Origin of the sequence: Chryseobacterium sp. ZHDP1 (genome assembly GCF_018603435.1) — a bacterium.
Lineage (GTDB): Bacteria > Bacteroidota > Bacteroidia > Flavobacteriales > Weeksellaceae > Chryseobacterium > Chryseobacterium indicum.
In genome coordinates, this window is sequence record NZ_CP075682.1 from 164,519 (window position 1) to 185,687 (window position 21,169).

15 protein-coding genes are annotated in these 21,169 nt (G+C 35.4%); 12 read left to right on the forward strand and 3 right to left on the reverse strand.

Translation table 11 applies throughout. The features are described 5' to 3' along the window. The first annotated feature begins 92 nt into the window (after positions 1-92). Together KKI44_RS00730 and KKI44_RS00735 are read left to right on the forward strand one after the other, a co-directional pair. Positions 93-731 carry a hypothetical protein gene (locus KKI44_RS00730; RefSeq protein WP_214589393.1) on the forward strand — a complete coding sequence of 213 codons (639 nt, stop codon included), beginning with the start codon at positions 93-95 and terminating at the stop codon, positions 729-731. A 184-nt stretch (positions 732-915) separates the two neighbouring features. Next, positions 916-1,440, forward strand: coding sequence for a DUF421 domain-containing protein (locus KKI44_RS00735; RefSeq protein ID WP_214589394.1), 525 nt, complete (start codon positions 916-918; stop codon positions 1,438-1,440). 58 nt (positions 1,441-1,498) lie between these two features. Here the strand turns inward: KKI44_RS00735 and KKI44_RS00740 are convergent, their stop codons facing one another. After that, positions 1,499-1,993 (reverse strand): DUF6265 family protein, encoded by a 495-nt coding sequence (locus KKI44_RS00740; RefSeq protein WP_214589395.1) that lies wholly within the window; start codon positions 1,991-1,993, stop codon positions 1,499-1,501. Between the two features lie 79 nt (positions 1,994-2,072). Next, complete coding sequence (locus KKI44_RS00745; RefSeq protein WP_214589396.1) at positions 2,073-2,888, reverse strand: DUF6597 domain-containing transcriptional factor; 816 nt, start codon at positions 2,886-2,888, stop codon at positions 2,073-2,075. A gap of 1,040 nt (positions 2,889-3,928) precedes the next feature. Between KKI44_RS00745 and KKI44_RS00750 the strand changes: the two genes are divergently transcribed. The 4 genes from KKI44_RS00750 (at position 3,929) to KKI44_RS00765 (ending at position 9,530) form a co-directional block, all read left to right on the forward strand. Beyond that, complete coding sequence (locus KKI44_RS00750) at positions 3,929-4,186, forward strand: helix-turn-helix domain-containing protein (protein WP_214589397.1); 258 nt, start codon at positions 3,929-3,931, stop codon at positions 4,184-4,186. A 27-nt stretch (positions 4,187-4,213) separates the two neighbouring features. Then, the gene (locus tag KKI44_RS00755; protein ID WP_214589398.1) at positions 4,214-4,546 is read left to right on the forward strand and encodes a hypothetical protein; all 333 of its coding nucleotides are present in this window, start codon (positions 4,214-4,216) and stop codon (positions 4,544-4,546) included. Positions 4,547-4,689: 143 nt separating this feature from the next. Continuing rightward, a complete protein-coding gene (locus tag KKI44_RS00760; protein ID WP_214589399.1) occupies positions 4,690-5,754 on the forward strand; it encodes a YhcG family protein in 1,065 nt (354 codons plus the stop codon). A gap of 20 nt (positions 5,755-5,774) precedes the next feature. Further along, positions 5,775-9,530, forward strand: a complete 3,756-nt coding sequence (locus KKI44_RS00765; RefSeq protein ID WP_250902123.1) for an Eco57I restriction-modification methylase domain-containing protein — start codon at positions 5,775-5,777, stop codon at positions 9,528-9,530. On the opposite strand, the gene KKI44_RS00770 is transcribed toward KKI44_RS00765, so the two are convergent. Continuing rightward, complete coding sequence (locus KKI44_RS00770) at positions 9,523-10,422, reverse strand: TaqI-like C-terminal specificity domain-containing protein (protein WP_214589400.1); 900 nt, start codon at positions 10,420-10,422, stop codon at positions 9,523-9,525. The two genes, KKI44_RS00765 and KKI44_RS00770, sit on opposite strands and share 8 nt — an antisense overlap. A 117-nt stretch (positions 10,423-10,539) precedes the next feature. Here KKI44_RS00770 and KKI44_RS00775 point away from each other — a divergent pair, with 117 nt between their 5' ends. The 6 genes from KKI44_RS00775 to KKI44_RS00800 all read left to right on the forward strand — a co-directional run bounded on the left by KKI44_RS00775 (position 10,540) and on the right by KKI44_RS00800 (position 21,119). Next, positions 10,540-11,136, forward strand: a complete 597-nt coding sequence (locus KKI44_RS00775; RefSeq protein ID WP_214589401.1) for a master DNA invertase Mpi family serine-type recombinase — start codon at positions 10,540-10,542, stop codon at positions 11,134-11,136. 1,398 nt (positions 11,137-12,534) lie between these two features. Next, a complete protein-coding gene (locus KKI44_RS00780; RefSeq protein WP_214589402.1) occupies positions 12,535-13,251 on the forward strand; it encodes an NUDIX hydrolase in 717 nt (238 codons plus the stop codon). Between the two features lie 17 nt (positions 13,252-13,268). Next, positions 13,269-14,753 (forward strand): xylulokinase, encoded by a 1,485-nt coding sequence (locus tag KKI44_RS00785; protein ID WP_214589403.1) that lies wholly within the window; start codon positions 13,269-13,271, stop codon positions 14,751-14,753. 108 nt (positions 14,754-14,861) lie between these two features. Then, positions 14,862-16,190, forward strand: a complete 1,329-nt coding sequence (xylA, locus tag KKI44_RS00790) for a xylose isomerase (RefSeq protein WP_214589404.1) — start codon at positions 14,862-14,864, stop codon at positions 16,188-16,190. A gap of 94 nt (positions 16,191-16,284) precedes the next feature. After that, positions 16,285-19,164, forward strand: a complete 2,880-nt coding sequence (locus KKI44_RS00795; RefSeq protein WP_214589405.1) for a SusC/RagA family TonB-linked outer membrane protein — start codon at positions 16,285-16,287, stop codon at positions 19,162-19,164. Positions 19,165-19,175: 11 nt separating this feature from the next. Continuing rightward, a complete protein-coding gene (locus tag KKI44_RS00800; protein ID WP_214589406.1) occupies positions 19,176-21,119 on the forward strand; it encodes a RagB/SusD family nutrient uptake outer membrane protein in 1,944 nt (647 codons plus the stop codon). Positions 21,120-21,169: the final 50 nt, after the last annotated feature.

Below are 21,169 nucleotides of genomic sequence, written 5' to 3' on the forward strand. Positions count from 1 at the left end.
TGCGAAGATTATTGGCGTAATTTATAATATGTAAATTTGAGTACTGTGTTCTAAATAAATTTAGTTTTAACAATATGCTAACATCTCTATAAATGTTAAAAGAAAATCAAATTAAACTAACTGAAGAAATTGTTGAGACAGCGTATAAATTGTTGACTCACAAACTTGCCTTTGGCGGTCTAACAGCTAGAAATGAAAGTGCTTTTCAAATGGAATTTGGACATATTCTCAAGACAATTGGGCAACTATATGAGTTTCGCCTTGTTGATAAATTTCACCTCGAGTTTGAGACTTACATTTCATTGAATGGAGCCAGTATTAAAAGTAAAACAAATAGAGCAAGAGTTGACCTATTATTAAAATATCAAGATAATGACAACGCGACAAAAGCAGCTATTGAATTGAAATTTTTCAAAAAAGAAAACCACAGAGAACCAAATAATCGTTATGATGTATTTAAAGATATTTCAAATCTTGAACTTTACAAAAGTCACGATATAGATCTTTGTTATTTTATTCTAGCAACTGACCATTCCCATTATTGCGATCAAGACAATTATTCATTTGATACAGCAGATTTTGATTTTCGTAACAATAAGGAGTATAAAGCAGGAAAGATTTTGCAATATAAAACAGCAAAACCTTTTGGTCCAGATATAGCACTAAAACAAGATTATACTTTTAAGTGGGACAAAATTAATGATTTGCATTTTTTAAAATTAAAAGTCTGAGACTTTTGGGTTAGTAAGTTAAACCGAAAAGTTAGAAAAACATTACAATAGCTTTACAGGTTCTCATAGAGTCGGAAAAACAACTTCGACGAAGTGATTGCACCGTAGACATTTATGTGAAAATCGTTCTCATTCAAGATCATTTCTGGCATTATTTTATCAACACTAATGATAAAAATGGGAAATGGAAGATTTTTTATTTGAAAATTGGGAAAAGCTTGGACAGGTCGCATTGATGACGATTGCCTCTTTTGTCATTCTATTCCTTTTCATCAGGATCTCAGGAAAAAGAACCCTGGCTAAGTTCAACGCTTTTGATTTTGTGGTCACGGTCGCTCTGGGTTCCACATTGGCCTATATGATGCTTGCGATGGTTCCATTGGCAGAAGGTGTAATGGTGTTATTTCTTATAATAGCATTACAATACCTGTTCGCAAAACTGGCCAGTACATCCGATAAGATGGAACACCTGATCAACTCCTCTCCACGCTTATTGTTCTATAAAGGCAAATACCTCAAAAACAATATGAGCACCGAGGCCATAACGGTTGATGAGATCAACGCTGTAGTGCGTCAGGAAGGAATTGAAAAGTTAGATGATGTTCTGGCAGTTGTCATTGAGCTCAATGGAGAGATCAGTGTTATCAAAAAATCGAATACTCCAGGCGGTAAAAGTTCTTTAGAGGATCTTGATATCCCTGAAAGTTAGGGAGAGGGCGATCAGTAGATTTTTGCAGTTATATTTAATTTATTGAATTATCCAAAGCTTATCTACTCTTTAAACTTTTCACTCTTTTCATTGGAAAGGTTTGTTTGCGTTTCTGTCCGTTTCTTGTTCCTGAAATTTCGGCGATCAATGAATCGGAAGTGATTTTTGTGTAAGCGATGATTTGGGGAAAGTCGTGCTCCGGATTTTCAAAGACCAATTGATTTTTAGAAATGGTTTTGGCGGCAAAACGAACAGGCCGGGCATCATTTTGATTTTTAACAGTCGAAATGTAAAACAACTTTTTATTTTCCTGCACGAGCCGGATATTTTCAAAAACGATCGTGTCTTTGCCTCTGACACTATAACTTTTCCCCGACAATTCGTTGTCTCCTAATTTGGTCCAGGTTTCATAGATGCTGCCTTTTTGGGTTTTGCTTTCCCAGGTACCGATCAGCCATTCCGCTTTTTGAATGTCATTTGCCTGTTTTATTGTCCAGGCATAAAGAATAGCCAAACTAACGACTGTAATAAAAAATTTTGCGCCTGTTTTCATAATTTTAGCTCATTGAATAATTGTCATTTGGCAAAGTTGCAATGTTTTTGAAAACTAAAATTGTAAAAATGGGACAATTCTAATCCGTTCCGTAAAAAAGAGAGGACATCGTAAGGTGACTACCGTAAAATTCTTTGGGCGTAGACCCGGTAAATTCTTTAAACTCTTTGATAAAGTGCGCCTGGTCATAGTACTCGTTTTCGTAAGCCAGTTCTGCGAGGTTTGAGAACTGATCGTTCAGCAGCATTTTGAGCGCAGCCTGCAATCGAATCGTCCTGGATAGTTGTTTGGGACTTAGACCGATGGCTGAAGAAAATTTGCGTAACAATTGTCTTCGATTGACTTGGGTAAGCGTGGACAATTCGTCAACCGAGAGTTGCCCGTTGGCTGTTATAATCGTTTCAACCGTTGATTTGACAATGCGGTCAATGGTTTCTGTATCAGTCAGACGATTAAGTAAAAATATTTCAATAAGCTTTATTCTCTCCGAAGTAGAATTGGCATTTATGATCTGCTGCCCTATTTCCTGTCCATCCTTTCCAAAAAGCTTTTCCAATGAAACGGCGGTATTTTCTATCTCTTTTATCGGAATGGCGATAAAAGGCAAAAATCCTTCCGGATGAAAACGAACGGAGAAAATTCCTGTCACTCCAGTCGGCTTGATCTCAAGTGGTCGAGTCAACTGTCCGATAACAAAACATCTGGGCTGGATAATGCTGTTCCCATTATCCAGGTATTGTTTGTATAGATCGCCATAATGAAAGATCATCTCCATACATCCGTCAGGAACGATGGTTTGTTTTTCAGGCATTTCTTCTTTTGGGCTTTCCAATGTCCAATAACATTTGATAAATGCTGTCAAGTCCTGATCCGGTTCAAATGTCTGGTAATTCATCTGGCTTTTTTGATAAGAGTTTTTTAAGCAATTCAAATATAATCAATCTTCGCACAAGAGATTGATGGATAATCTATCATAAACCTGCGTAATTTAAATACAGGTTAGCTGGAAACCTGCGCAAAATGTGCACAGGTCAGATTAAAACTGGCTCGAAAATTAAGCAACTCAACACTGATCCTGCGTAAAAATTGAGCCGGTCATCACTAATCTTGCGCAAAATTTGAGCCGTATACTGTTGATGCGGCTCAAGAATTAAACCTCCATATCTCTAAATTGTATCCAGGAAAGTAAAGTAGCTCATATTCCTGCTTAAAAATTGGGTCACTTTTTTGAAAACTGGCTCAAAAATATTACCACAAAACGTTTACTTGGCTCAAAAAGTGAGCTGTTCATCACTAACCCGGCGCAGAATTTGAGCCGGATACAGTCAATGCGGCTCAAAAATTAAACCGCCATATTGCTAAACTGTATCCAAGAAACTATAGCAACTCATATCCCTGCGCAAAAATTGAGCACCCTTTTTGAAAACCGGCTCAAAATTGTTACCACAACACGTTTACCTGGCTCAAAAAGTAAGCCGGTCATCCCTAACCCAGCGCAGGATTTGAGCCGGTTACTGTAAATGCGGCTCAAAAATTGAGCAACCTTGAATTCATTGCCTTCCCGTTTTTTTTCTTTTCAGAAGCAATTAATTCAACTGATTAATAATCAATTAAATAAGATCTTTTTCAGAGCTCTGAAAAAATGAGCAGCATTACTTTGCAAGATGTGTCTTTGTATATACAAACTTTTCAAGTTTTATATCCAAGACTATCTTGCCTTTTTTGCAAAAAGGGGAAAAGACTTCGGAACTCGTCTTTTTTTCTTTGTAAACCATCTAGTAGATTCCAATTTATTCTTTTTTAATCTCCAAAAGATTCCTGTATCATCCAGATTGTTCTTATTTAGCCCACGCTCCTCTAACACTATTGTTTTCAATGTTTTAATGCTACAAATTTGTAAAAGAAAACTAAATTGAAAATAAAAATGAAGTAGTTATGATCGTAAACCTAATCACCAAAGAAGACCTTCAGGAATTTAGAACCGAATTGCTGGAAGACATACAAAACCTTTTTCAAATCAAGATTTTCCAGCAGAAATTATGGCTTCGTTCGTCTGAGGTAAAAGCACTTCTAAAAATCTCCTCCGGAACACTGCAAAACCTCCGTACCAATGGAAGCTTATCGTACACCCGTGTCGGCGGGACATTATATTACAATTACAAAGACATTGAAGAAATGCTGAAAAAGAAGTAATGATATTTAACAACAGCGAACCAAATTATGAATTATATCAAACACCTCACAGCTTTCTATGAAAAGGTGGCTCAGGATAATACGCTTAATCCATCACACATCAGCCTCTATTTAGCCTTATTCCAGTTCTGGAATTTCAGCCGTTTCCGAAATCCGGTCAGTATTTCCCGCGATGAAGTGATGCGTATTAGTAAAATCCGCTCAAAAGCCACATATCATAAATGCCTGAAGAATCTTCATTCTTCGGGCTATATTGATTATCAGCCGTCGTATAATCCGTTTCAGGGAAGTCAGGTGGTGATGTTAGATTTTGCTAGGGAGCTGAAGGTTGGTGTTAAACAGCAAAATAGGAAAAAGTAATTTTTTCTTAAAATCCCCAACGAACAAATTGAATAAGTATTTTTAATCAATTCCTAAATAAATAAACTTACGTAAGGAAAGAATCATCTTCTTAGTATATGATATTGATGAAGGATAATGGAAATAATGTTAAATTTGTAAATATGCATCAATTATCATCCACTCTTTTCACATCCATTAAGCATTTGATTGAAAATGCTAAGAATAGTATCGTCCGCAATATTAACACTACTATGTTGTTAACTTATTTTGAAATAGGTAGAATAATTGTTGAGGACGAACAAAATGGCAGAGATAGAGCCGAATACGCTAAGGAGATACTTAAAAAACTCAGTAAACAATTAACGAAAGAATTTGGAAGAGGATATTCTATTTCAAATCTGGAATATTTCAGAAAATTTTATTTAACATTTCAAGACAGAATTCCCCAATCGATGACTGGGGAATTTAGAAAATCCCAATCAGTGATTGGGATTTCTTCAGAAAATTTAAATGATGAAATACCATCTCGTAATTTACCATTTACACTATCGTGGACTCACTATATACAATTACTTAAAATTGAGAATGAAGACGAAAGAAACTTTTATGAAATAGAAGCTTCTCAAAACAATTGGAGCGTAAGAGAATTGACCAGACAATATAATTCTGCAATTTATGAAAGATTAGCTCTTAGCAGGGATAAAGAAGGTGTGAAACAATTAGCTCAAAAAGGACAAATTATAGAAAAGCCCACAGATGTTCTAAAAAGTCATTATGTTTTGGAATTCCTTGATTTGAAAGAAGATAGTCGCTATTCCGAAAGTGATTTGGAGACAGAAATTATCAATAAGCTGGAGCATTTTATGTTAGAATTGGGTAAAGGTTTCCTTTTTGAAGGTAGGCAACGGCGATTTACTTTTGACGGTGACAGCTTTTTTGTGGATTTGGTTTTCTATAATCGGTTGCTCAAATGTTTTGTTCTATTAGATTTAAAAATTGGAAAACTAACCCACCAAGATATTGGACAGATGCAGATGTATGTAAATTATTATGATAGAAAGATAAAGACGAAGGATGAAAATCCTACAATAGGAATTATTCTCTGTAAAGAGGAGAACAAAACAGTTATAGAATTTACACTTCCGGAAAACAATAAGACCATTTTTGCGAAAGAATACAAAGCTATTCTTCCAAGTAAAGAAGAATTAAAAAAACAAATTGGATAACCATAATAAAAACTAAGCCCGTGTCACAAAAAATATTAACTCCTCATAAATCTCTAAATAAATCCTTTCTGAAACTTAAACCAAACAGAAAAGATATTGAAAATTTCAAGCACAATTTTGTAACACTTTTTGAAAGGATCAATGAAAAAGAATCTGAAGAATTTCAAAAAAATCTCATTATAGATTTCCTAAAAAAAAATGGTTTTGATGCTGATTTCTATATAAATACAAAAGGAAAAAATGATTTAGTTATACATATTGATAAAACAGCTGCTAGTCCTGTAGGGGTCATTGTTGAAACCAAGAGCATTAGCAATTCTGCGGAAATGGTAAGTGCTAAAAAACTAAACACTAAAGCACTTCAGGAATTGTTATTATATTTTCTTAGGGAGAGAATTACACATAAAAATTTGGAGGTTAAACATCTTATTGTAACCAATCTATATGAGTGGTTCATTTTTGATGCGTATCAATTCGAATATTTTTTTGCTAAGAACAAAAAATTAGTTAAGCAATTTGAGGATTTTGAAACGAAAAGACTTTCAGGAATATCAACAGATGTATTCTATAAAGAAATTGCAAAGCCATTTTTAGATGAGGTAGCTAGTCAATTAGAGTTTACTTATTTCAATTTAAAAGATTACGCATCTATTGTAAAGAACCATTCTCAAAGGGATGACAACAAGCTGATTGCTATTTTTAAAATATTTAGTCCGGCTCATCTCCTAAAACTTCCATTCATCAATGACAGTAATACTTTAGATAAGAGTTTTTATAATGAATTATTACATATTATTGGATTAACAGAGACAAAGGAAGCTGGAAAACGATTAATTGAGCGCAATAAGTCTGGACAAAGAAATTTAGGTTCTTTATTAGAAGATACCATTATACAATTGGATTCTTTGGATAAGGTAAATCGTATCAACAAGCCATTCTTGTATGGAGATTCATATGAAGAAAGACTTTTCAACATTGCACTAGAACTCAATATTACCTGGATTAACCGGGTTTTATTCCTAAAGTTAATGGAGGGACAGCTTGTCAATTATCACAGAGGCGACAAAGCATTTCTTTTCTTAAATTTTAATAAGATAAGACAGTACGATGACCTTAATACTTTATTCTTTCAGGTTCTAGCGAGAAAGTATGAGGACAGAAATGAAGATGTTAAGAAAGCATATGAAAAGGTTCCTTACTTGAATAGTTCGCTTTTTGAACCTACCGAATTAGAGCATTCGACTCTAATTATTAGTAATTTAAAGGACGAAAAGAAAATACCCATACTTCCTACAACAGTTCTGAAAGATACAACAGGTAAAAAAAGAAGTGGAGAACTTAATACTTTAGAATATCTATTTGAATTTTTAGATGCTTATGATTTTGCAAGTGAAGGGACAGCAGATATTTTAGATGAAAATAAGACCTTGATTAATGCTTCTGTCCTAGGGTTAATTTTTGAGAAGATTAACGGATATAAAGATGGTAGTTTTTATACTCCGGGCTTTATCACAATGTATATGTGTAAAGAAACGTTACGCAAAGCAGTTTTACAAAAATTCAATGAGATCAAGAATTGGGATTGTAAATCAATTGTCGATTTACATAATAGAATAAACGATATAAAAGAGGCAAATGAGATTGTGAATTCTTTACGTGTTTGCGATCCCGCGGTTGGTTCAGGTCACTTTTTGGTATCTGCTCTTAATGAATTTATAGCGATTAAAAATGATCTTGGAATTCTGGTAGATAAATTTGGGAAGAAATTAAAAGATTATAATATCGAAGTACAGAATGACGAATTAATAATTACAGACGAAAATGGAGAACTTTTCGAGTATAATCCTAAAATTAAAGAAAGCCACAGAATTCAGGAGACTTTATTTCACGAAAAACAAACCATTATAGAAAACTGTTTGTTTGGCGTAGACATAAATCCCAATTCTGTAAAAATATGTCGTCTTCGTCTTTGGATTGAATTGCTGAAGAATGCTTATTATAAATCAGAGAACGAATTGGAGACACTTCCTAATATTGATATTAATATTAAGAATGGTAATTCATTGATTAACCGTTTTGGATTGGATAGTAACTTGTCATCCGCTCTGAAAAAAACAGGAATTTCCATAGAAAAGTATAAGGAAGCTGTTGATCTTTACCGCAATGCAGAAAGTAAAGCTCAAAAATGGGAATTAGAACAACTTATTAACAACATTAAAACAGGATTCAGGACAGAAATTAGCAAGAACAGCAAAGAAATCAAATCTCTTAATCTATTGAGAGGAGAATATTATACGAAGTATCAAAGTGAGCAACTTTTTGAAACTGCTTTAACAAAAGCTCAACAAAAAGATAAGAAAACTCTGGAGGCAAAAATCAAAAAAATTGAAGATTTTATTGAAGAGATTAAGAACAATAAAATCTACGAAAATGCTTTTGAGTGGCGTTTTGAATTTCCGGAAGTATTGGATAACGAAGGAAATTTTATTGGTTTTGATGCTATCATAGGAAATCCTCCATACATTCAATTACAAAAAATGGGAGCTGAAAGTGATGCCCTTCAGCAAATGGAATATGAAACTTTTGCTAAAACTGGAGATATTTATAGTTTATTTTATGAGTTAGGATATGATATTCTTAAACCAAAAGGAATATTAACCTTTATTACTTCCAATAAATGGATGAGAGCTGCCTATGGCGAGAGTCTGCGTAACTTTTTTGCAGAGAAAACAAATCCTGAAATTTTAATTGACTTCTCAGGCAATCAGATATTTGATACAGCAACAGTAGATACTAATATTTTGACATTTACCAGGGATAAAAATAGACAACAAACAGAAGCCTGCATTGTTAAAGAAAAGCTGTTAATTAATTTGAGCGATTATTTTAGACAGAATTTAGTAAAAGCAAATTTTTCCAGTAGTGACTCTTGGGTTATATTAAGTAATATCGAACAACGGATAAAAGCTAAAATTGAAGCTATAGGAACCCCTCTTAAAGAATGGGATATTAATATCTATAGAGGGATTTTGACGGGATACAATGAAGCCTTTATAATTGATAAAAAAAAGAAAGATGAACTCATTGCAGAAGATCCAAAATCTGCCGAAATCATACGACCGTTATTAAGAGGGCGTGATATTAAGCGATACTCATTTGAATTTGCTGATTTATATCTAATTACGACATTTCCAAGCTTGAAAATAGATATTGAATTGTATCCGGCTGTAAAACAACATCTTCTGTCCTTTGGCTATGACCGGTTAAAACAGACTGGAGATAAGGGATCTCGTAAAAAGACTAATAATCAATGGTTTGAAACACAAGATTCGATAAGTTATTGGGAGGATTTTTATAGACAGAAAATTATTTATCCTGGTATAATGAGAATAGCGAAAAGTAATTTAACTAACTTTCCAAGATTTGCGTTTGACAAATCAAATAATTTCTTTTTTGGAAATGACTGTTATTTTATTGTTGGGCAAAATTTAGAATATCTATGGCTTTTACTAAATTCGACTCTACTAGGATATCTTTATAGATATTATATATATTCATTCGATGAAACAGGTTTTAAAATTTTCACTGACTATTTTCAAAACATACCACTCCCATTACCTGATAAAAACAAATTAGATGAAGTTGAAAAACTTCTGAGCAGTGAACCTGAAATAAGCGTAGTAAACAGTTGGGTTTATAATTTAATTGGATTAAATTCTGAAGAAATTTGTGAAATAGAAAATTCGGTTTTTAAAATTGTTGATAATGCTAATTAATCTCAATAAATCCTATTTGATTTCTTTCATATTCAGATAGAGTGTATAAATCAAAAATCATTTGATCTAATTGTAATAACAGTTTCTTAATACTTGAAGGATTTAAACTTGTCTGAATTTTGCTAATAATTATCTCAAATTCAAAGTTTAAATCATCATCAACTTCCATTACAGGAATTTTATCTAAAAATATTTTCCTTAATTCACGTGTTCCTCCCTGTAATTCAGGAAAATTATCAATAAAACAATATTTGAAAAGTGAAGAGTTTAAAAATGCTGTTAAATATGCAAGATGTTTTCCTGTAATCATAAACGATTTATCATTTTGCATAAATCCTTTATCATCCAGATAAAAAGGTAAAAATTTAGTCATATTAGGATACATAATTTTTTGTACAAAAAAATCCTCCCAATAATTAGCACCCCAGCGTTGAAGGGCATACCATTCATAACGGATACCTGTTTCTGCCTTATTTCTATTAGAAAGAGGTTCTTTATATAGAGATAAATGTTTATAGACAGCGGGATAATTGTTTCTGAATTGATATTCAGCTTCTTCAGATGCTCCTTTTATGGATGGATCATTATGTAAAGGAAAGTGCCAAGGAATAAATAAAATCCATAGATCTGCAGACTCATAGCCATATCTTTTTATATCTCTGCCGCGTAAAATAGGTCGTATAATTTCTTCACTTTTAGGATCCTGATCAATCAATTCTTTTCGTTTAACTCCGTCTATTATAAAGGCCTCGTTAAATCCTGTTTTGATTCCGTAGTTTATTCTTATATCCCAATCTTTTAATGGTGTGCCAATTTTCTCAATTTTGTTCTTTATCTGCTGTTCAATTGGAGAGAGAATTACCCAACTTTCAAAATTTGAAAATGACGACAATGAAGAATTCTGTCTAAAATAATCGCTCGTTTAGATGCTGTTTTTATAGTCTATATTTATTTTAGACAGTTTTTGTATATTTTATACCATTATTGTATAAAATTTTAAACAAAAGAAATGATTTACGGATACATCAGAGTAAGCACAGACAAACAAACAGTAGAAAATCAAAGATTTGAAATCAATCATTTTTGTGACAAGCAACAAATTGTTGTTAACAAATGGATCGAAGAAACTATTTCAGGAGCAAAGAATGTTGATGACAGAAAATTAGGAAAACTTTTAAAAAAAATGAAAAAAGGAGATGTTTTAATTTGCTCAGAATTATCCAGGCTTGGAAGAAATCTTCTGATGATTATGGGAGTACTTAATGAATGTATGAATCGTGATATTCAAGTTTGGACCATTAAAGACAATTATCGCTTAGGAAGTGATATTAATTCTAAAGTATTAGCATTTGCATTTGGATTATCAGCTGAAATTGAAAGAAACCTTATATCCCAGAGAACTAAAGAAGCATTAGCTCGAAAAAGAGCAGAAGGTGTAATTTTAGGCCGTCCTGTGGGTAGTAAATCTTCTAAGACAAAATTATCTGGTCAGGAAAAGAAGATTCAAGAGTTGATTGAAAAGAAAGTTTCATATTCTGCAATAGGTAGGATTTTAGGTGTGCATAGATTAACCGTTTCTAGTTTTGTAAAAGAAAGAATGAACTAATTACAACTACAAATTAAAATAGAAAAACAGAAGCCAAAGGTAATTCGCTACCAAGTCCAATAGCTAAATTCTGTCAAGGTCAAGCCCTCCGGATTTTCAGAAAAAGTTTTTACGTATAAAAATCTACGCAAAAACTTTTTCCAAAAAACCTTAACAGAATGCCACGCTCATTTTCAAAAGGCTTTCTTTTTTTCTTTTTTTTTCGGTTTTTTCTTCGTTTTCTTTTAGAAATATTTCAACTGAGAAATTTCAGGCCAAAGAGAAGGATAAATTCTTGGTTTTGAACTCTAAAAAATCTATTCAAAATTTGAACTTTTTACTTGCAGATTCGAGCAGAAATTTTTAGTTTTACTACGTAAAATTTAAATTAGGATTTACCATTTTTTTGCAAATGTCCTATTTGAGGCCATTCACAGAGATGCTACAGCGAAAATCTTATTCATAAAGCGATGAGGAATGGGCACAAAATCCCTCACTCTCCGCAAAAAATCCTTCAAAGTAAATTTTGAAGGATTTTTTTATTACTGCATCTGTAATTTCAGGCGTTTTTAGGGATCAGTATCAAAATCTGAGGACTGTACAAAAAGTTTAGCTGATCTGAATAAGAAAAACGTTCTGTTATTTATCTGATTAAGCTCTTCATTTTCTGTAGTACCATCCGTTTATTTTCTGTTAAATTATCATTTGGTTCATAATTAATCTGCAAATTAAAAGATTTTATAAGTTGCAATATACTTTCAACTCAATTATAAGTTGTAGTTTAAAGTAAATTAATATTCCCAGAAGTAGAAAGCATGACATTCTAAAACTGACGTTTAAAAGCGGTAATCATTGGCAAAAAAGAATTTACAAATTGAATTTCTTATGGTATTAAAAAGGGTTCCGGATGTATTTCTGTTTTTTGTATTTATTGATTTTGAAAGCTGCTAAAAGCATACGATTAAATAATTTTCTACAGATCATATTTAAACTTTATTTTACCTGAAATAATTTATTTTAATTTATGCTAAATTCTGTTATTTGTAATTTTCTAATCGCTTACATGCAAAAACGGTAAAAAAAAATGTCAATTTTTAACGTTTTTTAGCTTTAAAAGTGTTTTTTTTACACTTGTTTGTATTTTTTTTTAAGTTATTTTTTTACAATTCTTATCATAATATTTATCTAAAAAAATCACTTATTTTTTTACTGTAATCTCCATCATAAATACTTGTTAATTGATGCATTACAATATTGATAAGTGTAATTTTAATGATAACCTTATCATAATTTGTATGTGAATGTTTTCATAAAAAATCGATATGTAAATTGCTGATATTTAGGTCTTAGTGTGAAAATTATTTTTTTTATTCATTTGAATTTTTATATTTGTCATGTTACATAAATGTTAACACTTGCATGAGCCCCAATTTTATACATACCTATGTTTCGGTTGACTGTGTTGTTTTTGGTTTCGACCATGAAAACAGATTAAATATCTTATTAGTTGAAAGACATCTTGATGAAGAAAGACAGATAAAACTTCCGGGAAGTCTCATTTTTAGTGATGAAGATGTGGACGATGCTGCAGAAAGAGTACTGCACGAGCTTACAGGAATTAAAAAAATGGTTCTGAAACAGTTTAAGTGTTTTGCAGATCCTATGAGAGCCAATAATGAAAACGATATCCAATGGATGGGAACAGAGTACAAACAGCATATCGACAGAATTATTACCGTTGCCTATCTTTCTCTGTGTAAGATTGATCATAAGATTAACAGTACGAAATACAGCACAGTAGATTGGTTTCCCATTGATGAGGTTCCTTCTCTGCCGTTTGATCATAATAAAATTATTAATGAATCTTTAGGGGAGGTAAGAAAATGGATAGAAGTTGATTTCTCTATTATATTTGAGCTTCTTCCAAAAAAGTTTACCATTAGACAGCTCTATCAGTTGTACAGTGCATTAAGTGAAAAACAAATTGATATTAAAAACTTTCATAAAAAAATCTCCTCGTTCAATTATATCATACCATTGGATGAGATCGAAAAGAACGTATCGCATCGTGCAGCCAGATATTATAAATTCGATGCCAAAATTTACAAGAAAAACAATACTAAACTAATAAAATAATACCTTTTTAAAACTATATGTACTTACTAGGTTATGATATCGGCAGTTCTTCTGTGAAAGTTTGTCTCGTTGAAGCATCCAGCGGAAAAGTAATCGCATCCGAATTTTCACCTAAAAAAGAGATGAAAATCACTGCGATTCATCCCGGTTGGGCAGAACAGAATCCTGTCGACTGGTGGACAAATCTGAAGCTGGCTCATGAAGCGGTAATGCATGAAGCCGGCATAAATGCAGAAGACATTAAAGGAATTGGTATTACCTGGCAAATGCATGGTTTAATTTTAGTAGACAAAGATCAGAACCTGTTAAGACCCTCCATCATCTGGTGCGATAGCCGTGCTGTTCCTTATGGAGAAAAAGCCTTTAAAGAAATCGGAGAAGAAAAATGTTTATCTCACCTCTTAAATTCTCCCGGGAATTTCACCGCTTCAAAATTAGCATGGGTAAAAGAGAATGAGCCGGAAATTTTCGAAAAAATAGACAAGATAATGCTTCCCGGAGATTATATTGCCATGAGACTTTCCGGAGAGATCGGAATAACGGTTGAAGGCTTGTCAGAAGGGATTTTCTGGGACTTTAAAAACAATTGCATCTCAGAAGATGTCATTAATTATTACGGGATTCCGAAAAGTTTTTTTCCTGAAATCGTACCTACATTCGGAATTCAGTCAGCAGTTTCTGCCGTAGCGGCAGAGGAATTAGGCTTAAAAGAAGGAACTCCCATTTCATACAGAGCAGGAGATCAGCCGAATAATGCATTATCACTCAATGTTTTTAATCCCGGAGAAATTGCTTCCACAGCAGGAACTTCAGGCGTTGTTTACGGCGTTTTAGATAAATTAGACTACGATAAACTATCAAGAGTAAATACTTTCGCGCACGTTAATCATACCGAAGAATTGACGAGATTAGGAGTTTTACTTTGCATTAACGGAACAGGAATTTTAAATTCATGGTTAAAACATAATCTGGCAACCTCCCTGTCTTCTTACGGAGACATGAACGACATGGCGTCGCTTTCGCCGGTAGGAGCCAAAGGATTAAGCATCATCCCTTTCGGAAACGGAGCAGAAAGAGTACTCGAAAATAAAGAAACCAATTGCTCCATTCACGGGATTAATTTTAATATCCATACCAAAGGAGATATCCTGCGTGCCGCACAGGAGGGAATTGTATTTTCCTATGAATACGGAATGGACATCATGAGAAATATCGGGATGGATATTCAGGTGATCCGTGCAGGAAATGCCAATATGTTCCTGAGTTCAATTTTCAGAAAATCATTAGCGGGAGTAAGCAACGCTGTTATTGAACTTTATGATACCGACGGAGCGGTAGGTGCTGCAAGAGCCGCAGGAATGGGAATCGGATTTTATGCAGATTCTAAAGAAGCCTTTGCCTCTCTGGAAAGAATAGCCGTAATAGAACCGCAGCTGGAAAAAAGAGAACAATACTTAGAAGCCTATTCAAGATGGAAACAGCATCTTAACGAAATAGTATAATCACCAATACAAAAAGATTTTTTATTGTACTTATTGACCCTCAAGGATCAGTGAGCAGGGAAACTTTATGTTGAATTTTAAAATTAAACTAAAAATTAAAACAAATATATGAACACTTTAACAGGTACAAAAGAGTTTTTTACAGGTATCGACAAAATCAAATTTGAAGGAAAAGAAAGCAGGAATCCGATGGCTTTCAGATATTATGATGCAGAAAGAATTGTGATGGGAAAACCTATGAAAGACTGGACACGTTTTGCAATGGCTTGGTGGCATACATTATGTGCAAACGGAAGCGATCCGTTTGGAGGACCAACAATTCATCATCCATGGGACATCGGAAACGATGCCGTAACCAGAGCAATGCATAAAATGGACGCAGGGTTTGAATTCATGTCTAAAATGGGTTTCAATTACTATTGTTTCCATGATATAGATCTTGTAGATCCTGCCGATAACTGGAAAGACTACGAGAAGAATCTTCAGGCTGTCGTGGAATATGCAAAACAAAAACAGCAGGAAACCGGAATTAAACTTTTATGGGGAACAGCAAACGTTTTCACTCATGAAAGATACATGAACGGAGCTTCCACGAACCCGAATTTTGATGTGGTTGCGTGCGCAGGAACTCAGGTTAAAAATTCTATTGATGCTACAATTGCTCTTGGTGGTGAAAACTATGTGTTCTGGGGAGGAAGAGAAGGCTACATGAGTCTTTTAAATACCGATATGAAGCGTGAAAAAGAGCATTTGGCACGTTTCCTTACCATGTCCAGAGACTATGCCCGTCAGCAGGGCTTCACAGGAACTTTCCTGATTGAGCCAAAACCGATGGAGCCTACAAAACACCAGTATGATTACGATTCTGAAACAGTGATCGGCTTTTTGAGACATTACGGATTAGATAAAGATTTTAAATTAAATATTGAAGTGAACCACGCAACACTGGCAGGTCATACTTTCGAGCATGAGCTTCAGGTGGCAGTAGATGCAGGACTTTTAGGAAGCATCGATGCAAACAGAGGAGACTATCAGAACGGATGGGATACAGATCAGTTTCCTGTAGATTATTTAGATATGGTTCAGGCATGGCTGGTATTACTTCCTGCAGGAGGTTTAGGAAACGGAGGAGTTAATTTCGATGCTAAAATCAGAAGAAACTCTATTGATCCTGAAGATTTATTTATTTCTCATATTTCGGGAATGGATGTTTTCGCGAAAGGTCTCTTAGCCGCAGCAGATATTCTTGAAAATTCAGATTATAAAAAACTGAGAACAGACCGTTACGCATCTTTCGATAACGGAAACGGAAAGGCTTTTGAAGCAGGAACGCTTACTTTGGAAGATCTTCAGAGGATAGCTCATGAAATTGGGGAACCACAGCCAAAAAGCGGAAAGCAGGAATTGTTTGAAGCGATTGTGAATATGTATATCTAAATAAACGTAAAAAGGCTGCTAAACACTAAGGATTTCTCAAAACGATAATTATTAATAGCCTTTTTATTCAACCCTAATATTAAACGTAATAATTATGAATCGATCTTATTTAGCTAAAACCAATAAAGCCGCGCTCTTTTTTGCAATGGCTTTATTACCTTCCGGTTTAGCCTATTCTCAGAGTAAAAAAGATACTGTTGCTAAGGAGAAAAAAATAGAAGAAGTAGTGGTAATCGGGTACGGAACCCAAAGAAAGGAAGCCGTAACAGGCTCCGTAGCATCTGTAAAAGGAGATGTTTTAAGAGAAGTACCTACTGCTAACATTACTCAGGCATTGCAGGGAAGAACCGCAGGGGTAGATATTAGCCAGACATCTACAAAACCCGGAGCCAGCATGCAGATTCGCATCAGAGGAACACGATCTTTAACACCCAATGCGAATGATCCGTTAATTGTTCTTGATGGAATTCCGTTTGTGGGATCACTTGGTGACATCAGTTCCAGTGACATTAAAAGTATAGATATCCTGAAAGATGCTTCTGCAACTGCGATTTATGGTTCCAGAGGAGCGAACGGAGTTATTTTGGTAACAACAAACAGAGGTTCCAAAGGTCAGAAGCCGAGATTTACTTACAATTCTTTCACAGGAGTTCAGACCTTGTTTTCAAGGTTTCCGATGATGGACGGTCCTAAATTGGCTAAATTAAGAGCTGATGCAGGAAATATTTACGGATTAGGAAAAGATGAAACATTAGACACCAATACAGATTGGCAAAAGCTGTATTACAAACCGGCCATGATGACCAGTCATGATGTAGGGGTTTCGGGGGGAACGGAAGGAGGTAATTACAACGTAGGTTTATCCTATTTTAAGCAGGACGCTTTAATTCCGATCCAGAATTATGAAAGATTCTCACTAAGGATTGCTTTGGATCAACAGGTTGGTAAAAGCTTCAAATTCGGATTTACATCCAATACCAACTATACAGTGTCAGAAGGGAATGGCGTGGCAGGAGCGCCGGTTCTGGGCAACTCTCCGCTAGCAAACCCTTATAATGCAGATGGAAGTATTAAAAGAACCATTAGTACGGCATCGAATATTGATCAGTCCTGGGTATACATCAGAAAAACCCTCGAAAATCTGGGGGATAAATATGTAGATGAAAGCAAAGGTCTTTCTTCATACAATAATTTATATGGAGAAGTAAGCTTGCCGATTAGCGGTTTGAAATACAGATTAAATGTCGGATTGGATTATACCACTTCTAACAGCGGAAACTATACAGGAGTAGGGGTTTTCAATGTGAATTCAGCCGCTCCTTCCAGTGCAGGAAAAGGAAACAGCCAGACTTATCACTGGACATTAGAAAATTTATTAACCTATGACAAAACTTTTGGAAAACATAAGATTAATGCTGTAGCTTTATACTCTGCAGAAGGAAATCGGTATATCAGCAGCTATATGAGTGCCAAAAATGTACCGTCAGACTTCTTCCAGTATTACAATTTGGGACAGTCTCCGCAAGCAGATATTTCTGTGAAGCCTGAAGATCAGGTATATGTACAGAGAGGGCTTATATCGTATATGGGACGTGCTATGTACACCTATGATAATAAATACATGATTACAGCAACGCTTCGTGCAGATGGTGCATCTGTTTTGGCACCGGGTAACAAATGGCATACCTATCCCGCAATATCTTTAGGCTGGAATTTGGCGAATGAATCTTTCATGCAGAGTCTCAAAGCCATCAATCAGTTCAAATTAAGATACGGATGGGGGCAGACTTCCAATCAGGCGGTTGGTCCGTACACTACCAAAGGTACTTTAGGGGTTGTTCCGTATAATTTCGGAAATACAAATACGACAGGGGTATATATTACTACTGCACCAAATCCAGAGTTGGGCTGGGAATACTCTAAAACCAATAACTTCGGTTTGGATTTCGGATTATTTAATAATAGATTGACAGGTACTGTAGAGTATTACAGAACTAAAACAGAGCAGGTTTTATCTCCGACAAATCTTCCTATATCCGGAGGTATTGCAAGTGTAACGAACAATATAGGACAGATAGAAAACAAAGGTTGGGAAGTTTCACTTAATGGTACGATCATAAACAATCCTGATGGCTTCAGCTGGGATGCAGGAGTTAACTGGTATGCCAACAGAAATCAGATTTTAGCTTTGAATTCAGGGACTACCCGTGATGTGGCGAACAATTGGTTTGTAGGACATAATATCAATGCGATCTATGACTATCAGAACATTGGCTTGTGGCAGCAGGGAGATCCTTATCTGAATATATTGGAGCCGGGTGGTAATATAGGGATGATTAAAGTTCTTTACACCGGCGGTTACAATGCAGATGGTACTCCGGTAAGAGCAATCGGTCCGGACGACAGACAAATTATCGATACAGCTCCGGATTGGCAGGGTGGTTTCAATATGAGATTTGCTTACAAAAATTTTGAATTGAGTACTGTAGGTGCATTTCAGCATGGTGGTGTTTTAATCAGTTCTATTTATGGTTCTTCGGGTTATCTTAACAGATTAACGGGAAGAGGGAATAACGTAGATGTAGATTACTGGACGGCAGAAAATCCGAATGTAAGATATCCTAAGCCGGGAGGTATAATGAGTGGAGATAATCCGAAATACGGTTCTACTCTTGCTTACTTCGATGGATCTTATCTTAAACTGAGAACAATAACACTAGGTTATAATTTGAAGAAAGAATTTTTAGATGATCTGAAATTAAATAGTTTAAGAATTTATGTAACGGTAACTAATCCTCTGGTTCTTTTCTCTCCTTATCATAAAGAATCAGGGATGGATCCTGAACCGAACTCTTACGGTAACCAGAATCAGGCGGTAAACAGCAGTCTTCCTTATAATGCGCGTCAGCTGATTATAGGAACCAATAATCCGTCTACACGTAATTATCTAATGGGAATCAATTTATCTTTTTAAATTACAAAATCATGATCAAGTTTAATAAAAAAATAGTTTTAGGAGCGTTTTTCTTCTCGCTTTGCTTATCCAGTTGTAATGAAATTCTGGACGAACAGCCAAGATCTAACTATACGGTGGATTATTTTAATACGCCGGATGGGGTAACAGCAGGGGTTACATCTTTATACAGAAGTTTGCGTTTATTGTATGGTAACGGCTACTTCATGAGTAACTGCCAGAACGGAACCGACGAATCTACTTTTGCACAGAGTGCAGACGGAAACTTTAAAGAATTGGACTTTTCAGGAAATGGTAATGTTACGCCCGCTTCTTTCCCTCCGAGTATGATTTGGGGATCTGTATTCCCTTCTATTAATACCGCAAACGGAATTGTAGAAAGAGGTCCGCAGTTTGGTGTGGCAGAATCATTAATTTCCGAAGCAAGATTCTTCAGAGCATTTGATTACTTTATGCTGGTTCAGACGTATGGAGGAGTTCCGTTAGATTTGGGAGCAGGAGAACTTGCACTCAATACAAATGCGATAACAACTTCTAAAAGAAATACCGTTCCGGAAGTTTACACCAGAGGAATTTTTCCTGATCTCAGAAAAGCAATAGATAATTTACCTGCTTCACCAAGAGTAACGGGAGGAGTAACGAAAAATGTTGCAAGATTATTTTTAGCAAAAGCCTACCTTACATACGGATGGTGGCTGCAGAATCCGAACAGCATTCCAACGTATCCGGACGCTCCAAGAACCGATCCGGATGGTCATAATGCACAATGGTACTTCCAGCAGGCGTATGACACAGCTATGCAGGGAATAACTACTCCCGGTCCATATGCTTTACAACCTACATTTTATGATGTCAATGTAGGATCAAACGACAGAAACAACGAATGTATGCTATATGCGGATCATACTCAGGCTAGTGCATTTTATAACGAATCAGATCCTGTAGGTTTCGGTTCCGGATGGGCTCCTGATAACTTCGCTGCGTGGATGCAGACATGGAACTACACCAACCTGAAGAGCAGCAGTTCTGCAACAACCTTTACTGCTGTAAGTTCTGTACAGCGTGCTGCAACACAATCTTTAGGTCGTCCATGGGTTCGTATGGCTCCTCCGATTGGAGTTATTCAGAATACATTTGCTGATAAAACTACCGATTCAAGATATGACGGTACTTTTGTTACGACTTACAGAGGTAATTGGGACAAAGCAGGTGTTACAAACCCTGTTCTGTATAATGCCAATAACTTACCTGTACAGCCGGGAGGAGCGATTCTGAGCTTCCTTAACGATGATTCCCAAACGCCAACTTATCCTTCAGGAGCAGGGCAAAACGGTGTGGGCGCAGGTACATTACCGGGAAGAGCAGATTGGGTAGTTGCACCAAACGGAATCAGCAGAATTGTTTATCCGGGATTGTGGAAAATCGGAACGTACCGTACGGATGATCCAAACGGACTGGGATATCCGAACGCGGGGCTTACTCGCCCTTTCAACGTAGCAAAATTCTCAGAATTCTACTTTATCGCAGCAGAAGCAGCTGTAAAAGGAGCTTCAGGTTCTATGACGGCGAGAGATTTAATTAATGTAATCCGTGCAAGAGCAGGAAAATGGAAATTTAATAACGCTCAAAATACAACGTACATTGCAGATAATAGTGCCGCAATGACTGCTGCAACGCCTTCTGTAATTACTATTGATTATATTCTGGCAGAAAGATCCCGTGAATACTACGGAGAATTCTACAGATGGTACGATTTAGTACGTACACAGAAATGGGGCGAATACGCAGCTTCTTATAAAATCGGAGGTACTGCTTATGGAAACCATACACCGCAGACCGTAACACGTAATATTCAGCCGTTCCATTATCTGAGACCGATTCCGCAGGGACAAATCGATGCCATGAGTGGTGCAACTGCTGAAGAAAAAGCAAAATACCAGAATCCTGGTTATTAAAAGTGAGTTAGTTTCACATTCATATATAGTTTACAGGGCAGATCCTAAAA

What these genes read in the sequence shown, in the direction of transcription:
- KKI44_RS00730 (WP_214589393.1), top strand. Translation starts at nt 93, where the DNA reads ATGTTAAAAGAAAATCAAATTAAACTAACTGAAGAAATTGTTGAGACA.
- KKI44_RS00735 (WP_214589394.1), top strand. Translation starts at nt 916, where the DNA reads ATGGAAGATTTTTTATTTGAAAATTGGGAAAAGCTTGGACAGGTCGCA.
- KKI44_RS00740 (WP_214589395.1), bottom strand. Translation starts at nt 1,993, where the DNA reads ATGAAAACAGGCGCAAAATTTTTTATTACAGTCGTTAGTTTGGCTATT.
- KKI44_RS00745 (WP_214589396.1), bottom strand. Translation starts at nt 2,888, where the DNA reads ATGAATTACCAGACATTTGAACCGGATCAGGACTTGACAGCATTTATC.
- KKI44_RS00750 (WP_214589397.1), top strand. Translation starts at nt 3,929, where the DNA reads ATGATCGTAAACCTAATCACCAAAGAAGACCTTCAGGAATTTAGAACC.
- KKI44_RS00755 (WP_214589398.1), top strand. Translation starts at nt 4,214, where the DNA reads ATGAATTATATCAAACACCTCACAGCTTTCTATGAAAAGGTGGCTCAG.
- KKI44_RS00760 (WP_214589399.1), top strand. Translation starts at nt 4,690, where the DNA reads ATGCATCAATTATCATCCACTCTTTTCACATCCATTAAGCATTTGATT.
- KKI44_RS00775 (WP_214589401.1), top strand. Translation starts at nt 10,540, where the DNA reads ATGATTTACGGATACATCAGAGTAAGCACAGACAAACAAACAGTAGAA.
- KKI44_RS00780 (WP_214589402.1), top strand. Translation starts at nt 12,535, where the DNA reads ATGAGCCCCAATTTTATACATACCTATGTTTCGGTTGACTGTGTTGTT.
- KKI44_RS00785 (WP_214589403.1), top strand. Translation starts at nt 13,269, where the DNA reads ATGTACTTACTAGGTTATGATATCGGCAGTTCTTCTGTGAAAGTTTGT.
- xylA (WP_214589404.1), top strand. Translation starts at nt 14,862, where the DNA reads ATGAACACTTTAACAGGTACAAAAGAGTTTTTTACAGGTATCGACAAA.
- KKI44_RS00795 (WP_214589405.1), top strand. Translation starts at nt 16,285, where the DNA reads ATGAATCGATCTTATTTAGCTAAAACCAATAAAGCCGCGCTCTTTTTT.
- KKI44_RS00800 (WP_214589406.1), top strand. Translation starts at nt 19,176, where the DNA reads ATGATCAAGTTTAATAAAAAAATAGTTTTAGGAGCGTTTTTCTTCTCG.